The sequence below is a fragment of the Ferribacterium limneticum genome (assembly GCF_020510585.1).
Taxonomy (GTDB): Bacteria; Pseudomonadota; Gammaproteobacteria; order Burkholderiales; family Rhodocyclaceae; genus Azonexus.
On the sequence record NZ_CP075190.1, the window covers coordinates 3,053,415 to 3,070,375 of the forward strand.

General features: G+C 63.6%; 7 protein-coding genes. 2 read left to right on the plus strand and 5 right to left on the minus strand.

Annotated elements, in window-relative coordinates; all coding sequences use genetic code 11:
• The first annotated feature begins 1 nt into the window (after position 1).
• Both KI613_RS14640 and KI613_RS14645 read left to right on the plus strand, forming a co-directional pair.
• Positions 2–3,433 carry a PAS domain-containing hybrid sensor histidine kinase/response regulator gene (locus tag KI613_RS14640; protein WP_226400717.1) on the plus strand — a complete coding sequence of 1,144 codons (3,432 nt, stop codon included), beginning with the start codon at positions 2–4 and terminating at the stop codon, positions 3,431–3,433.
• On the plus strand, positions 3,430–8,118 hold the full coding sequence (locus KI613_RS14645) for a PAS domain-containing protein (protein WP_226400718.1): 4,689 nt from the start codon (positions 3,430–3,432) through the stop codon (positions 8,116–8,118). Before KI613_RS14640 ends, KI613_RS14645 begins: the two co-directional genes overlap by 4 nt.
• On the opposite strand, the gene KI613_RS14650 is transcribed toward KI613_RS14645, so the two are convergent.
• The 5 genes from KI613_RS14650 to KI613_RS14670 all read right to left on the minus strand — a co-directional run bounded on the left by KI613_RS14650 (position 8,115) and on the right by KI613_RS14670 (position 16,902).
• Positions 8,115–9,302 (minus strand): TIGR03862 family flavoprotein, encoded by a 1,188-nt coding sequence (locus KI613_RS14650; RefSeq protein WP_404827011.1) that lies wholly within the window; start codon positions 9,300–9,302, stop codon positions 8,115–8,117. The two genes, KI613_RS14645 and KI613_RS14650, sit on opposite strands and share 4 nt — an antisense overlap.
• A gap of 41 nt (positions 9,303–9,343) precedes the next feature.
• Positions 9,344–10,333, minus strand: a complete 990-nt coding sequence (locus KI613_RS14655) for a transglutaminase family protein (RefSeq protein WP_226400720.1) — start codon at positions 10,331–10,333, stop codon at positions 9,344–9,346.
• 2 nt (positions 10,334–10,335) lie between these two features.
• Positions 10,336–12,855 carry a circularly permuted type 2 ATP-grasp protein gene (locus tag KI613_RS14660; RefSeq protein WP_226400721.1) on the minus strand — a complete coding sequence of 840 codons (2,520 nt, stop codon included), beginning with the start codon at positions 12,853–12,855 and terminating at the stop codon, positions 10,336–10,338.
• 65 nt (positions 12,856–12,920) lie between these two features.
• Positions 12,921–16,310 carry a transglutaminase family protein gene (locus KI613_RS14665; RefSeq protein WP_226400722.1) on the minus strand — a complete coding sequence of 1,130 codons (3,390 nt, stop codon included), beginning with the start codon at positions 16,308–16,310 and terminating at the stop codon, positions 12,921–12,923.
• A gap of 169 nt (positions 16,311–16,479) precedes the next feature.
• Positions 16,480–16,902 carry a VOC family protein gene (locus KI613_RS14670; protein WP_226400723.1) on the minus strand — a complete coding sequence of 141 codons (423 nt, stop codon included), beginning with the start codon at positions 16,900–16,902 and terminating at the stop codon, positions 16,480–16,482.
• Positions 16,903–16,961 lie beyond the last annotated feature (59 nt).

A 16,961-nucleotide genomic window follows, 5' to 3' on the forward strand; every position in this document is an offset into this window, starting at 1 on the left:
GATGGACCATCCCCCTCTGCCTAACCAGAAAAAGGAACTCCACCGAGCCATTGCCCAGGTAGTCCTGCCCTACGTGGCACTGGCGGCGCTGTGGATTCTGGTCTCGGATCAACTCCTTGCCTACATGATCCCCGACGCCGAGGCGCGCATCACGGCAAGCGTGCTGAAGGGCTGGTTTTTCATCGTCATCACGGCAGGCCTCCTCTCCGCGCTGCTTTACCGCTTGCTGCGCGAGAACATGGCTCGCCGATCTGTCGCCGAAGATGCGAAAGTGGTTATCGAGCATGAACGCGGCCGTCTGCGTACCCTGTTCGACACCATGCCCGACCTCGTCTGGTTGAAGGATCCTGACGGGGTCTATATCAGTTGCAACAAACGCTTCGAGCAGTTCTTCGGGGCCGACGAAGCCAGCATCCGGGGGAAAACCGACTTCGATTTCGTCGACCCGGAACTGGCCAGGTTCTTCCGCGCCAATGACCTCGCCGCACTGCTCGCCAAAGGTCCCTGCCGCAACGACGAGTGGGTGACCTTCGCCAGCGATGGCCATCGCGAGCTGCTGGAGACCACCAAGGCGCCGATCCACGACAGCGCCGGGCATCTGATCGGAGTCCTCGGTATCGGCCGTGACATGACCCAGAACCACGAATTGCGGGAGCGCTTTACCATCGCCTTCAATGGCAGCCCGGCGGCCATTTCGATAACCACGCTGGACGACGGCACATTCCTCGAGGTTAATCCGCGCTACCAGCAACTCCTGGGTTGGCAACGAGACGAGCTGATTGGCAAGAGCGCCCTCGATTTTCATTTATGGCCGAGCCCCGAAGCCAGAAAAACATGGCGCGACCTGCTATTAAAAACCGGCCTGCTGCAGGACTATCAGACCGAATGGCGACATCGCGACGGGACGCCCATCCAGATCAGCCTTTCGGCCGAAGTCGTTCACCTCGGTAGCAACCCTTACGTCCTTGCCTTCGTACTCGACATCTCCGAGCGCAAACAGGCAGCCGAACAAATCGCCCAGTTGCAGGAGCGCCTGGCCATTGCCTTCCGCGCCGCGCCGGTCGCCGCCTGCATCACCCGCCTGACCGATGGCAAGGTGGTCGAAGCCAATGCCCGCCTGCTCAGTGAATACGGTTGGACCCGTGAAGACCTGCTCGGCAAGACCACGCTCGAGGCCGGGCTGTGGGGAAGCGCCGAGGACCGCGCCACGATGGTCGAGTTGCTGCGCCGCGATGGCCGGGTCATCGACTTTCCCAGCATTGGCGTCGGGCGCGATGGCCGCCGGCGGGAAATAAATATTTCTGCCGAAAATGTACTGATGGATGGCGTGCCGCATCTGGTCGTCTATATCGTCGACATTTCCGAGCGCACCGGGGCGGAAAGGGCGCTGCGCGAGCGTGAAGAAATCTATCGCAGCATCGTCAGCCACGCTCAGGACGGCATTTGCCTGATCGATCCGGAAACCCTGAAATTCATCGAGATCAACGATGCCGGCCTGCGTGGCCTGGGCTACACCCGCGAAGAGTTCTCAGAGCAGACCATGGCCACGATCCAGGCCACGATGAACGAGGCCGAGACACGAGCCGCCATCGAAAACACCCTGCGCGAAGAAAGCGTACTCGCCGAAAACCAGCACCGCCGCAAGGATGGCAGCATCCAGTTTGCCCGCGTTGCAGCGGCAGCCATCACCATCGGCGGCAAGCGTCTGGTCAGCAGCATCTGGCAGGACATCACCGAAGAGAAACTCACTGCGGCAGAGCTCGAGCAGCATCGCGAGCACCTCGAAGAGCTGGTCGAAGCCCGGACCATCGAACTGGAGGCGGCCAAGGAGGCGGCCGAACAGGCCAACCGCGCAAAGAGTGATTTCCTGGCCAACATGAGCCACGAAATCCGCACGCCGATGAATGCCATCATCGGACTCACCCACCTTGCCGAGCACCACACGCAGGATGCCGAACAGCTCGGGCGCCTGAACAAGGTGGCGGATGCCGCACGCCATCTGCTGGCGATCATCAACCAGATTCTCGATATCTCGAAGATCGAAGCCGGCAAACTGGAACTCGCCCCGGTCGATTTTCTCCTCTCGCGCGTCCTCGACAATACGGCCGAACTGGTGCTCGACCGCCTGCAATCACGCGGCCTCCAGTACACCCAGGAAATCGACCCGGCGCTGCCGCCGGTGCTGCGTGGTGACCCCCTGCGCATTGGTCAGGTCCTGCTCAATTACCTCGGCAACGCGGTCAAGTTTACCGAAAAGGGCAGCATTTCCGTCTCCGTCAATCTGGTCATGGCCGAAGCCGGCAATCTGCTCGTGCGCTTTGCCGTCACCGACACCGGCATCGGCATCCCCGCCGAACAGCAAGGCCGGCTTTTCAAGGCCTTCGAACAGGCCGACAACTCACCGACCCGACGTTTTGGCGGCACCGGGCTCGGCCTCGCCATCGCCCACCGCCTGGCCCATCTGATGGGAGGCGATGCCGGTGTGACGAGCACCCTCGGTCAGGGCAGCACCTTCTGGTTTACCGCACGACTGCAGATCGGAACGTCCGCCACCGACATCTCCACGCCACGCCTCTCGGTCAACGAAGCGGAACAGGTGATCAGCAGCGAATACGCCCATGCCCGCATCCTGCTCGTCGAAGACAACGCGATCAATCAGGAGGTAGCCCTCGAGTTGCTGCGCGGGGTTGGCCTGCAGGCCGATCTTGCGGTCAACGGGGAAAAAGCCGTAAAAATGGCATCCGAAACGGCCTACGATCTGATCCTGATGGATATCCAGATGCCGGTCATGGATGGCCTGACCGCCACCCGACTGATTCGTCAGAGCCCTGCTGGCCGCCGGGTGCCCATTCTGGCGATGACCGCCAACGCCTTCGGCGAAGATCGGCAACGCTGCCTCGAGGCCGGCATGAATGACCATGTCGCCAAGCCGGTCAACCCGGGCAGCCTCTACGTCACGCTGATCAAATGGCTGACGCCAGCCGTCATTGAGACCAATACCAGCCAAGCCCCGGCGCCTGCTGCGCCCGCCTCGTCCGATGCCGCACAGAAGACCATCGCCGCCCTCGAAAAAGTGCCCGGGCTGGATAGCGCCTACGGCCTGCAAGCCATGCGCGGCAAGCTGCCCAGTTATTTGCGCTTGCTCGGCATTTTCCTTGACACGCATGGCCACGACGACGAGAAAATCGTTGCAGCCCTGAACAGCGGCGACCTCACGCAGGCCGGGCACATTGCCCATAGCCTCAAGGGCGTTTCCGGAACCCTTGGCCTGACGGGAATTTACGAAGCAGCCTTGGCCCTCAATGAAGCTTTGCGCGAATCCGCCGAGCCGCCTGAAATAGCCCGCCTGGTCGCCGCCCTGGGCGAACGCGTGGAGGAAACAATGGGCGCCCTGTCCCCGATCGTTGCGACGGCCAAAACCGAAAACAAATGAGCGCCAGTCCGACAATCACGCTTCACGACATCATGAGCAGCCATGTGCGCAGCCTGCCGCCGCACGCGACGCTGGGCGAAGCCGCGCAGCTGATGGCCGAAGAACATATTTCCAGCCTGCTCGTGATGGAGGCAGAAAAAGCCCTCGGTATCATCACCGAAAGCGGCATCCTGCGCACCCTGCATGAGCACCAGTCGGCCGATGTCCGGCTCGACGCCATCATGTCGAGTCCGCTGATCACCGCACCAGCCGATCTCGATCTGGCCAGCGCCCGCCACCTCGTCGAGGAACACGGCATCCGCCACCTTGCCGTCACCGATTCGTCCGGCCAGGTCTGCGGTATCGTCAGCGACACCGATTTCCGCCTGCGCCTGGGCAGCGAAGCCTTCCGCCATCTGCGGACGGTGGAGGGCAGCATGGATCGAAACATCCCCAACCTGCCGCCCGAAGCGACGCTTGGCGACGCCCTGGCCAGCATGGTCGGGCATGCCGCCGATTACCTGATCGTGGCCGAGGATGGCAAACCGATCGGCATCATTACCGAACGCGACATCCCGCGTCTGATCAGCACCTACCAGAACCTGCACGCCACCACATTGCGCGAAGCGATGAGCACCCCCTTGCGCAGCGTGACTGTCGACGCGGAGATCGGCACGGCACTGGAAACGATGAACCGCTTCCGGCTCCGGCACATGGTCGTCCTCGCCCGTGACCACCGGATTCTCGGCGTCATCAGCCAGCGTCGGCTATTCGAGCAGTTGGCGCGGGAACATCTGGAAGGCGCGATATTCCAGGCCGAGCAGGAACGCCAGCGGCTGCGTCTCGAAACCCATCTGCGCCTGGCACTCGATGGCGCTGCTGCCGGCAGTTGGGAATACAGTCACAAGAGCGGCAGTCTGATTGCCAGCGATGGCCTGCTGGCCATGCTCGGACACACCCGCGCCAACGCTCCGCAGACGAAGACCGAGTGGACGGAGTGGATACACCCCGATGACCGGTATTTGCTGGACGCCACGTTCAACGGAAAAAGTGGCCAGAAAGACCATTCGCGGGTCACCGAATGCCGGATTCGCCACAACACGGGGCACTGGCTCTGGGTAGAAGATCGCAGCAGCGTCGTCGAGCGTGGTGCCGACGATAGCCCCATTGTCACCACGGGCGTGGTCAACGACATCACCGAACGCCAGGTTAGCCGTCAGCAAATCACCAGTCAGAACCGCGCCCTGCGCATGATGAGCGGCGTCGCCCAGGCGCTGGTCCGCTACAACGATGAGCAGCAGATGCTGGCTGAAATTTGTACCGTTTCCGTTGAAATCGGCGGCTATCTCATGGCCTGGGTCGGCGAAGTGGTGCATGACGAGAAAAAGAGCATCGTGCGAATGGCCAGTTCGGGGCTGAGCGAACCGTATCTGAACAATATGGAAGTCACCTGGGGCGATGCGCCGAGCGGCCGTGGACCGAGCGGCCGCGCCGCCCGCAGCGGTATCCCGGCGATCATTCGCAACATCGACGACGATCCGTCGTTCGAAACATGGCGAGCGGCTGCACAGGAGCAGGGATTTCGCGCGACGATTGCGCTCCCGCTACGCGTTGACGGTCGGGTCGTCGGCGTCCTCAATCTTTATTCGGCCACGGTCGACCCGTTTGACGACGAGGAAATCACCCTGCTCGGCAACCTTGCAGGCGAACTGGGCCTCGGCATGAGCATGCAGCGCTCGCGGCAAACGCTGGCCCAAAGCGAAGCCATGCTGCTCCAGGCCCAGCGCCTGGCGCGGCTTGGACACTTCACTTTCGATGCGGCAACCGACTGCCTGACCGGTTCGCCGACGCACAACGAAATATTCGGACTGGCGCCGGACGAACTACTCGACACCGAGGGCTGGCGACAGCTGATCCATCCCGAAGACCGGACGCGGATGAGCGATTACTCACGGGACCACGTCTTTCGCGGCGGGCAGGCATTCGACAACGAATACCGGCTGATCCGCCGCAATGATGGTCAGGAACGCTGGATCCACACCGTCGGGCAGATCGTCTATGGCAACAATGGCCGGGTCAGCCGGCTGTTCGGCACAAGCCAGGACATTACCGAGCGCAAGCAGTTCGAGCAGCGCCTGAGCCAGAGCGAGGCGGAACTGAAAGAGGCGCAGGCTGTCGCCCATCTCGGCAGCTGGACGCTGGACATCGTCAACGACAAGCTTAACTGGAGTGCCGAGGTCTATCAGATATTCGCTCTCCCGCACGATCACCCGTTGCGGCTGGCCGACTTCCTCGACCGTATCCACCCCGATGATCGGGAACGCGTCCTGACCGACTGGCAGGCAGCCCTGGCCGGCGCCAGCTACGACAGCGAGCATCGCATCCTCGTCAATGGCGAGCTGCGCTGGGTCCGTGAGCGGGCCAATGTCCGCTTTGACCCGTCCGGCCAGGCGGTATTCGCCGTCGGCACGGTGCAGGATGTCACCGAGCGTCACCTCGCCGAGGAACAGTTGAGCAAGCTGTCGCTGGCCATCGAGCAAAGTCCGCACAGCATCGTCATCACCAATATCCGTGCCGAAATCGAGTACGTCAACGACACCTTCGTCAGCAATACCGGCTACAGTCGCGAGGAATCGATTGGCGCCAACCCGCGCATGCTGCACTCGGACGAGACGCCCAAAGAAACGTATACCGAGATGTGGGCAACGCTCGGCGAGGGAAAAACCTGGCGCGGGGAGTTCATCAACAAGCGCAAGGACGGCTCGGTTTTCACCGAATTTTCCATCATTTCACCGGTCCGCCAACGCGATGGACTGATTACGCACTATCTCGCCATCAAGGAAGACATCACCGAGAAGAAACAGAATCAGTCCGAGCTGGCAAGCTACCGGCACCACCTCGAAACGCTGGTCGCCGACCGCACCGAGCAACTGATTGCGGCCAAGGATGAAGCCGAATCGGCCAGTCGTGCCAAGACCGCCTTCCTGGCCAATATCAGCCATGAAATCCGGACGCCGATGAATGCCATCATCGGCCTCACCCACATCGCCCAGCGCAGCGCCGGCAGCAGCGAACAGCAGGGCAGGCTGGCCAAGGTCGCCGAGGCGGCGCATCACCTGATGGGCATCATCAACGATGTGCTCGACATTTCAAAAATCGAGGCCGGCAAGCTGCACCTCGAACATACCGGCTTCTCGCTCACCAAACTGTGCGCCACGACCTGCGAGATGATGGCCGAGCGCGCGCAGGACAAGCACCTGCCGATCAACTGCGCGATCGACCCGGCCCTGCCGGCCACCCTGCTCGGCGACCCGCTGCGCCTCCAGCAGATACTGCTCAACTTCCTGTCCAACGCCATCAAGTTCACCCACAGCGGTACGATCGCCGTCCGGATGCACCTGCTCGGTCGCGCCGATGGCCACGCCTTGATCCGCTGCGAGGTCAGCGACACCGGCATCGGCATAGCGCCAGAAGGTGTGGCCAAGCTCTTCCGGCCCTTCGAACAGGGCGATACCTCGACCACCCGCCGCTATGGCGGCACCGGCCTGGGTCTGGCGATCAGCCGCCGGCTGGCCGAAGCAATGCACGGCGAGATCGGCGTAGACAGCCAGCCGGGCAAGGGGAGCACCTTCTGGTTTACCGCCCGGCTCGGCCTGGCAGATGAAAAACAGCAAGTGCCGGCGACGGTCGTCGCGCCCTCACCCAGCCACCAGCTCGGGGCGCATGTCCTGATGGCCGAAGACAATGCAATCAACGCCGAGGTAGCCAGCGAATTGCTGCACTCGGCCGGACTCAAAGTCGATCTGGCCGTCGATGGCAGCCAGGCCCTCAATATGGCCCGCCGGCGGCATTACGACCTGGTCCTCATGGACATGCAGATGCCGGTCATGGACGGCCTCGAAGCCACTCGCCAGATTCGCGCCCTGCCCGGCTGGGGAAAAATACCCATCCTGGCGATGACGGCCAATGCCTTCGACGCGGATCGCGACACCTGCCTGGCCGCCGGCATGAACGACCATGTAGCCAAACCCGTGGCGCCGCATGTCCTTTTCGCCGCCCTGGCCCGCTGGTTGCCGATCAAGGCCCCAATCCCGATGATGGCCGACGTCAAGTCCGTCGCCAGCAACGAACTGTCCGGCATTGTCGGACTGGACAGCCGTTTCGGCCTGCAGTCGGTGCGCGGCCGGATGGACAGCTATCTCCGGCTGCTCACCAAGTTCTCGGAAAACCACAGCGAAGACTTTGCCCGTATCCGTGACAATCTTGCTGCCGGCAACCGCGATGAAGCCCGGCGCCTCGCCCATTCGCTGAAAGGCGTCTCGGCCACGCTCGGGGCCGTTCTCATCAACAAGACTTCAATGGCGCTTGAAACGGCGATCAAGGAAGGCCAGGAGAGGACCATCATCGAGCCGCTCATCGCAGCCACCGAGCAAGCCTACGCATCATTGCGCGAGCAATTGACCGCCGTCGCCCAGCCCGCACAAACGGGCGACGATGCGGGCGATGCGGCGGCAACGACTGCCCTGCTCGAGCGCCTGCGGCACGAACTGCAACAAGGTGAAATGAGTGCCCAGAATCTCGTCCGCCGGCAGGCCAATACCCTGAAAAAGGTTCTCGGCAGGGATTACATGGCCTTCGAGGAACTGGTCGACTCCTTCGATTTCGAAGGAGCGCTGACCTTCCTCAACGACACCGTCCAGCCCTAGGCCGGACTATCCAGCCAGCGACCGGCGCCCAGCCCGGCCGCCCGGCCACTGGCCAGGCAGGCGGTGAGCAGATAGCCGCCGGTTGGCGCCTCCCAGTCAAGCATTTCGCCGGCGCAGAAGACGCCCGGCTGGCGGCGCAGCATGAGGTTTTCGTCCAGCCCTTCGAAGGTAACGCCGCCGGCCGTGCTGATCGCTTCATCGAGCGGCCTGGTCGCCGTCACCACCAGCGGCAAGGCCTTGATCGCCGCAGCCAGGCGGCTCGCTTGATTCATCGTCTCGGCCGGGCAGAATTCACGGAGCAACCCGGCCTTGACGCCTTCGATGCCGGCATGCCGGCGCAGATGGTTGGCCAGCGAATCGCGGCCACGCGGCCGGGAGAGGTCGGCGCTCAGTTTTTCCAGGCTGCGGCCGGGGGCCAGATCGAGGTAGAGGGTGGCGCTGCCATCGCGGGCCAGCGCATCGCGCAAAGGGGCCGAGACGGCATAGATCAAACCGCCTTCGGTGCCCGTCGCCGTGATGTTGAATTCGCCCTTTTTTTCCGGTTGACCGTGGCAATGTGCTGAAACGGCCTTGACCGGGGCGCCGGCAAAACGCTCGCTGAAATACGGACTCCACGCTACATCGAAACCGCAATTGGCTGGTTTGAGCGGCGCCACCTCGATGCCGCGCTCAAGCAACATGGGCACCCAGGCGCCATCCGAGCCGAGTTTGGCCCAGCTACCGCCACCGAGGGCCAGAATGACGGCGTCGGCCTTAATCGCGATTTCCCCGGCCGGCGTGGCAAAACGCAGGCTGCCGTCTGGGGACCAGCCAAGCCAGCGGTGGCGCACATGAAACTGCACGCCCTGGCCGCGCAGGCGATGCAGCCAGGCGCGGAGCAACGGCGCCGCTTTCATGTCGGTCGGAAAAACCCGACCCGATGTGCCGACGAAGGTGGCTATGCCGAGGCCATGGATCCATTCGCGCAGTTGCGTCGGTCCGAAGGCGTCGAGCAGCGGGGCTATCTGCGCCGCCCGCTCGCCGTAACGCCCAATGAAATCGACCAGCGGCTCGGAGTGGGTGATGTTCATGCCACCCTTGCCGGCCATCAAAAACTTGCGGCCGACCGAGGGCATCGATTCGTAAATTTCGACTTTTTTCCGGTTGACCGTGGAATCGGTTGCCGCGAGCATTTCGGCCGCCATGAGCCCGGCCGGGCCGCCGCCGATGATGGCGACGCGCTGCGTCACTTCTCGTCCGCGTCGGCTTCCGGCGCCTCGGGCGTTTCGGCTGGCTCGTCCGCTTCCGCCTCGAGCAGTTCGTCGGGAATTTCTTCCTCGTCGAGCGGAATTACCGTCACCGCGACGTCCGGTTCGGTGCCGCCGCCGCCGAGAATGATGCCGCGCAGCGGCGAAATGTCCGAGAAGTCGCGGCCGAAAGCCAGCGTGATGTGCTCGGTATCCGGCAGCAGGTCGTTGGTCGGATCGAAATCCACCCAGTCGTGCTCGCTACCCGGGGCATAGACCGAAACCCAGGCGTGCGATGCGTCGGCGCCGATCAGGCGCGGCTTGCCAGGCGGTGGCCGGGTCAGCAGGTAGCCGCTGACGTAACGGGCAGCCAGGCCGAGGGCGCGCAGGCAGGCGATCATCAGGTGGGCGAAGTCCTGGCAGACGCCGCGCTTGTTTTCAAGCACTTCGAGGACCGGCGTCGACACCGTGGTCGCCTCCGGATCGAAGGTGAATTCGCGGAAAATCTTCGCCATCAGGGCCTGGGCGCCGACCAGCACCGGCGTGTCGGGCGGGAAGCAGTCGGCGGCGTAGTCGGCCAGCTCGTGTTTGACGCGGACGTGCGGGCTTTCGAACAGGAAGCGCGTCGCATCGAGATCGGCCGGGAGCGGATCGGTCGAATCGTAGGCCAGGCGGTCGCGGACTTCCTCCCAGGGCAGCGAAGCCTCGATATCCTTGGGCAGGTGCGGCATGACGGCGACGGTCATGGCCGAACTGATGAACAGCTCGTCATGCGGCGTGTGGAAGGCCATCCAGGTCACCGGGTTGCCGAAGGCGTCGCGACCGTCACGGCGCCAGGTCGGCACCGGGGTGATGTTGATGCGCTGCTCTTCGACCTGCTGCCAGTCAAGAACGCGCGGCGACAGATGCAACTGTTGCTGTGACAGCGAAACGTTGCTGCCATAGTCGTAGCGGGTTTCGTGCAGGACGCGGTAGCGGACGGGTTCCATGATCAGACCGCCATCGTCTGCCGGCTGACATCGCCGACATGGGTGAAATAGCGCATGCCGAGTGCCTCGGAGAGTTTGTTGGCGGCGGCATCGAGCGCTTGCAACAGGTCGGCGAGTTCCTCACAGGCCGAATAATCGCGCGCGCTGTCGAACTGGATATTTTCCAGGCGGTGCAGGTCGAAAGCCTGCAGCCGGGCCAGCGCAGCGGCCAGACCGGTGCCAAAATCGTCGCCGAGCTCACGCCCCATGCGCTCCAGGTAGTTGCCCAGCACATTGGCCTGAAAGACCACGCCGTGCGGGTTGCTCTCGTCGAAGACGAGCAGGTCGACGACCGGCAACAGCTCCGGTTGGCGCGAGTAGCGCGAGCGGTAGGTGATGATCGAGTCGGATAGTTCGAGCAGCCATTCGAGCGAGCCCTGGCTGCGCGCCGCCGGCATGCGCAGGAAATGGGCGACCATCATGGCCAGGAAGGAAAGTCGTTCGATCCGCCGGCCGATGAACAGGAAGCGCCAGCCATCGTCGCGCGTCATGTTGTCCATGGCGAAACCGGTCAGCGACGACGACACGCCGAGCACGCGGTCGAGGAAGGCGATCGCTTCGGTCAGCGTCGGGTGCGTCTTGAGTGCCGCCTGCTGATCGCGCTGCAAACGGTTCAGGGAATGCCAGTGGTCAAGCGAAAGACGTTCGCGGACGTGCGTTGCCGACCACATGAGGGCGCGGATATTACGGGCCAGACTGCCCGGCTGCTCGGGATCGTAGATCGCCTCGAGCAACTCGTGCTCGCCGCCTTCCTTGACTTCAGTGTCCTCGCCCGGTTCGGGCAGCACGCCCAGGCGTCGGGCCAGTTCCAAGGCGGCAATGACCACCGGCGTCTTCTGGCCACCGCCGACAACGACGCGCGACAGGGCGACGCGCAACATGCGGGCGCTGTCGTCGAAGCGTTCCGAATAGCGGCCGAGCCAGAACAGGTTTTCAACGACGCGCGAGGTCAGGTTGGCGCCGGCGCGCACCAGATCACGCACGCCGACCGACGGCTTGAGCAGCGAAAACTGGCTGACCGGGCCATTGGTCAAAACCCAGGCATCCTTCGAAGCCCCGCCGCGCTGCATCGAAATGATCCGCGTGCCGGCGGCGGTCGTTACCCGGGCCAGACCGCCCGGCATCACCGAATAACCGTCCGGCGTCGTCACCGCGTAGGCGCGCAGGCCGACCGGCCGGGCCAGCAGGCGACGTTCGTGGGCCCGGCTCCAGGTCGGCGCCTGCGACAGATTGATCATTTCCTGGGCGACGTAGGCATGCGGCCGCGCTTCGATCCGGCGCAGCATCTCGGCGCGCGCCTCGCCCTTCAGTTCGTTGCCGAAGACCGGCTCCATCTGCTGGGTCGGGTAGGCCGGCTTGATGACCAGATCGTCGAAGTTTTCCTTGACGTAATCGAGGGCCGGCTTCTCGCCGCACCACCAGGTCGCCACCGACGGCATGGCCAGCTTTTCGCCGAGCAGGTGCCGGCAGATGGCCGGCAGAAAGCCCATCAGCGCACCGGAGGCGAGCAGGCCGCTGCCCAGCGCATTGGCGATAACGACGCGCCCGGCGCGCGCCACATTGAGCAGACCGGGAATGCCGAGCGCCGACTCGCCACGCAGTTCGAGCGGGTCGCAATAGGCATCGTCCTGACGGCGCAGGATGACGTGGACGCGCTTGAGGCCGCGCAGGGTTTTGAGATAAACCGTCTCGCCGCGCACCGTGAGGTCCTGCCCTTCAACGAGCGGGAAGCCGAGGTAGCGCGCCAGGTAGGCGTGTTCAAAATAGGTTTCATTGTACGGCCCTGGCGTCAGCAGAACCATGTGCGGCTGCTCGTCGCCTTCGACCGGGGCCAGCGCCGTCAGGCCGTCGAGCTGGTCGCGGAAAAAGTCGGCGACGTGCTGGACATGCAGGTCGCGGAACATTTCCGGGAAAACACGCGAAACGATGAGCCGGTTTTCGAGTGCATAGCCCGCCCCCGACGGAGCCTGCGTGCGGTCGGCGATGACCCACCAGCGGCCGTTCGGCGAACGGGCCAGATCGACCGCGTAATTGTGCAGCCAGACCCCGCCCGGCGGCTTGACGCCGCGGCACGGCCACAGATAACCATGCTGGCCATAGACCAGCGCTGGCGGCAACAAGCCTTTGGCGAGCAGCGTCTGCTCGCCGTAGAGATCGTCCAGAATGGCGTTGAGCAGGGTGGCCCGCTGGGCAACCGCTGCCGATAGTTCGGCCCATTCGTCGGGCGGGATGATCAGCGGCAGTGGGTCGAGCGCCCACGGCCGGTCGGCCCCGTTCGGATCGGCGTAAACGTTGTAGGTGACGCCATTTTCCTGGATGCGCTGCTCGGAAAAATCGAGGCGACGGCGCATTTCCTCCGGCGTCACCGCATCAAGGTGGCTCAGGAACTGATTCCAGTGCGGCCGGACAGACCCGTCCTTGGCCAGCATTTCATCGTAGCGGCGGGGACTGTGGGGGTAGATTGCGAGGAGGGTGCGAGCCATTGAGCGTTCTTATGAGCTAAAACAGGCCGTTGCCGGCCTGTTCTGCGGTCAACCCGAATTTTTGATTAAAACCGACGCAAGTCTAGCGTAAACGGGTGCTCGGCGCTGACCTCCGCCGCCTTGACCTGCATCTTGCCCGGCGTGTGGCCGAAGCGGAAGAAGCGGGCCAGACGACGGCTTTCGGCCTCGAAGGCATTGACCGGGAAGGTGTCGAAACTGCGCCCGCCCGGATGCGCCACGTGGTACTGGCAACCGCCCAGCGACCGCTGCATCCAGGTATCGACTATGTCGAAAACCAGCGGCGCATGGACGCCGATGGTCGGATGCAGGCAGGACGCCGGCTGCCAGGCACGGTAGCGCACGCCGGCAACGAATTCGCCGTTGATGCCGGTGTTCTGCAGCGGCACCGGAACACCGTTGCAGGTCAGCACATAGCGGTCGGGCGCCATGCCCTTGATCTTGACCTGGACGCGCTCGACCGAGGAATCGACGTAGCGCACCGTGCCGCCACCGCCGCCCTCCTCGCCCATGACGTGCCAGGGCTCAAGGGCGTGACGCAGTTCGAATTCCATGCCCTTGACGGCGAAGTCACCGTATTTCGGGAAGCGGAACTCGAAGTGCGGGGCGAACCATTCGGCCTTGAACGGATAGCCGGCTTCGGCCATTTCCTGCATGACGTCCTTGAAGTCCTGGTCTGCGTAAAAGGGCAGCATGAAGCGGTCGTGCAGCTCGGTGCCCCAACGGGCCAGGCGGGCCGGCTCGTAGGGCGTCTCCCAGAAGCGGGCGATCATGGCGCGGAGCAGCAACTGCTGGGCCAGCGACATGCGGGCGTGCGGCGGCATTTCGAAGGCGCGCAATTCAAGCAGGCCAAGGCGACCGGTCGGGCCGTCCGGCGAGTAGAGCTTGTCGATACAGAACTCGGAACGGTGCGTGTTGCCGGTGACGTCGGTGAGCAGGTTGCGCAGGATGCGGTCGATCAGCCACGGCGGCACGACGCCGCCCGGCTGAGGAATCTGCTTGAAGGCGATTTCGAGCTCGTAGAGGCTGTCGTTACGCGCTTCGTCGACGCGCGGCGCCTGACTGGTCGGGCCGATGAACAGGCCGGAGAACAGGTAGGACAGGCTCGGATGGTTGTGCCAGTAGGCGACCAGGCTCTTGAGCAGGTCCGGCCGACGGAGGAAGGGTGAATCGTTCGGCGTCGCGCCGCCGAGGACGAAGTGGTTGCCGCCGCCGGTACCGGTGTGGCGACCATCGACCATGAACTTTTCGGTGGTCAGGCGCGAGTAGTAGGCCGACTCGTAGAGGTGGGTGGTCTGATCAACCAACTGATCCCAACTGCGGGCCGGGTGGATGTTGACCTCGATGACGCCGGGGTCGGGCGTGACGCGGAAATGCGTCAGGCGCGGATCGGACGGCGGCTCGTAGCCTTCCATGATCACCGGCAGCGACATCTCTTCGGCCGTCGCTTCAACCGCAGCGACGATTTCGAGATAGTCGTCGAGCTTTTCGGTCGGCGGCATGAAGACGTAGAGACGACCGTCGCGCGGCTCGGCACACATGGCCAGGCGGGTGATCCAGCCGGCCGATTCCTTGAAGCGCGGCATCGTTTCGGTCGGTTTTTCCCACGGCCGGACCTTGCCGTCGCCGGTCGCCGAGGCAGCGGCCCCGGCGGCTCCGGCGGTACCGGCACCGGTGCTGCCATGGCGGCTCTGCATCTGCGGCTCGCGGGCACCGGTTTCACCGCTCACGCGGTTACGCAGGGCGGCGTAGCTGGCCAGCGGATCGGTCGCCGTTTCGGCATCGGGGACATTGACGTAGGGGTAGTCGCTGGTCGCCGTCCAGGGCTGCGAGTCGTAGGGCAGGCGGTAGCCCATGGCCGAATCGCCGGGGAACAGGTAGCAGCGTTCGGCACGCAGGAACCACGGGCCGGTCTGCCACTGGTTCCAGACATTCTTCATGATCGGCAGGACGTGGCCGACGGTGTAGGTCATGCCCTGCGTGAACACCTTCATCAGGCGCTCGCGCTCCATGGCGTCATCGACGCGGGAGTCGAAGGGATCGACGTTACCCGGCAGGCGGCGCTCGCGCCACATGTAGTAATAGACGTCCTCGAAAGCCGGGAAGACGTAGTCCGAGGTCATGCCGAGGCGTTCGGCGACGCGCTTGAGGAAGCGCTGGGCGTGTTCGGCCGTGGCGCCGTAATTGACGCTTTCGTTGGCATACAGCTCGGGGGCATTCCAGATCGGCTCGCCGTCCTTGCGCCAGAAGCAGTTCAGGCTCCAGCGCGGGAGTTGTTCGCCGGGATACCACTTGCCCTGGCCGAAGTGCATGAGGCCGTTCGGGGCGTATTTGCTGCGCAGGCGATGGAAGATGTCGGCGGCGAAAATGCGCTTTGTCGGGCCGAGAGCGGCGGTGTTCCATTCGGCGCCATCCGGGTCGTCGACCGCGACGAAAGTCGGCTCGCCGCCCTGGGTCAGGCGCACGTCGAGCTTGCCCAGCGTATCGTCGATCTGGTGGCCGAGGCTCTCGATCTCGACCCATTGCTCATCCGTGTAGGGCTTGGTGACGCGCGGCGCTTCCCAGATGCGGGTGACCTGCATGTGGTGTGAGAACTCGGTTTCGCACTCGTCGAGGCCGCCGGTGACCGGCGCGGCGGAACCGGGTTCCGGGGTGCAGGCGAGCGGAATGTGGCCTTCGCCGGCGAACAGGCCGGAGGTCGGGTCGAGACCGATCCAGCCGGCGCCCGGCAGATAGACTTCGGCCCAGGCGTGCAGGTCGGTGAAGTCGGCTTCGGGGCCGGACGGGCCGTCGAGCGACTTGACGTCGGCGGTGAGCTGGATCAGGTAACCGGAAACGAAACGGGCGGCGAGGCCGAGGTGGCGCAGGATCTGGACGAGCAGCCAGGCCGAGTCGCGGCAGGAGCCGGAACGCAGGGTCAGCGTTTCTTCCGGCGTCTGGACACCCGGTTCCATGCGAATGGTGTAGCTGATGGCTTTTTGCAGGTTGGCGTTGAGGGCAACGAGGAAATCGACGCTGCGCAGCGGTTCGCGCGAAATGCCGTCCATGTACTTCTTGAGTTCGGGCGTTTCCGGCAGCTTGTGCAGGTAGGGGGTCAGTTCATGGCGTTCCCAGGCCTCGTAGGCGAAGGGGATCTTCTCGGCATGGTCTTCAAGGAAGAAGTCGAAGGGGTTGATGACCGACATCTCGGCCACCATGTCGACCTCGATGCTGAATTCGCGGGTCTTTTCCGGGAAAACCAGGCGGGCCAGATAGTTGCCCTGCGGATCCTGCTGCCAGTTCACGAAATGCTTGTCCGGACCGATCTTCAGCGAGTAGGACAGGATGCGGGTCCGCGAATGCGGACAGGGGCGCAGGCGAACGACCTGCGGCCCGAGATTGATCAGGCGATCGTAGTTATAACGAGTGACGTGATTCAGCGCGACATGGATCGACACGAGCTTGCTCCAGACAGAATGATTGAAGGCTTAAAAGCAAGACGCGAACCACCTTGCAAGCCATTGTTTTTTAAAAAAACCAAATCTTCACACGCACCCGATGAAAGCCTGATGACAGGACGGGCGCACCAAAAACGTGCAGCGCCGCCCAGCGCTACGTGAAAAAAATTTACGGAAGTCTGACGAATCCTGCGGCGTCAAGTTCAACGAAGGGGTTGAAGCAGACTTCCCAGAGAAAGCCGTCCGGATCGGCAAAATATCCGCGAAAGCCGCCCCAGAAGACCTTGTCGGCGGGGCGAACGAGCGTCGCGCCGATGGCAACTGCCTCCTCCAGCGTAGCGATCACCGCCGCCTCGGACGGCACGTTGTGGGCCAGCGTAAATCCGGGAAAACCGCTGCCGGCTGACGCTACGGCCGCATCCTCGGCCAGCGCCTCGCGCTGGAACAGGGCAAAGGCCACCGAACCAGCCTGAAAGAAGGCAATTCCTTCCTGGCTGGCCGACGACTCCTGCCAGCCCAGCGCCTTGTAGAAAGCCCGGCTGCGGGCCAGATCGGACACGCCGAGGGTGATGAAGCTGATGGTCTGATTCATGATTTCCGGCACCGGGTTGCAAACGACAATTTTATGCGTATCGATTTCAGAATTGGCCA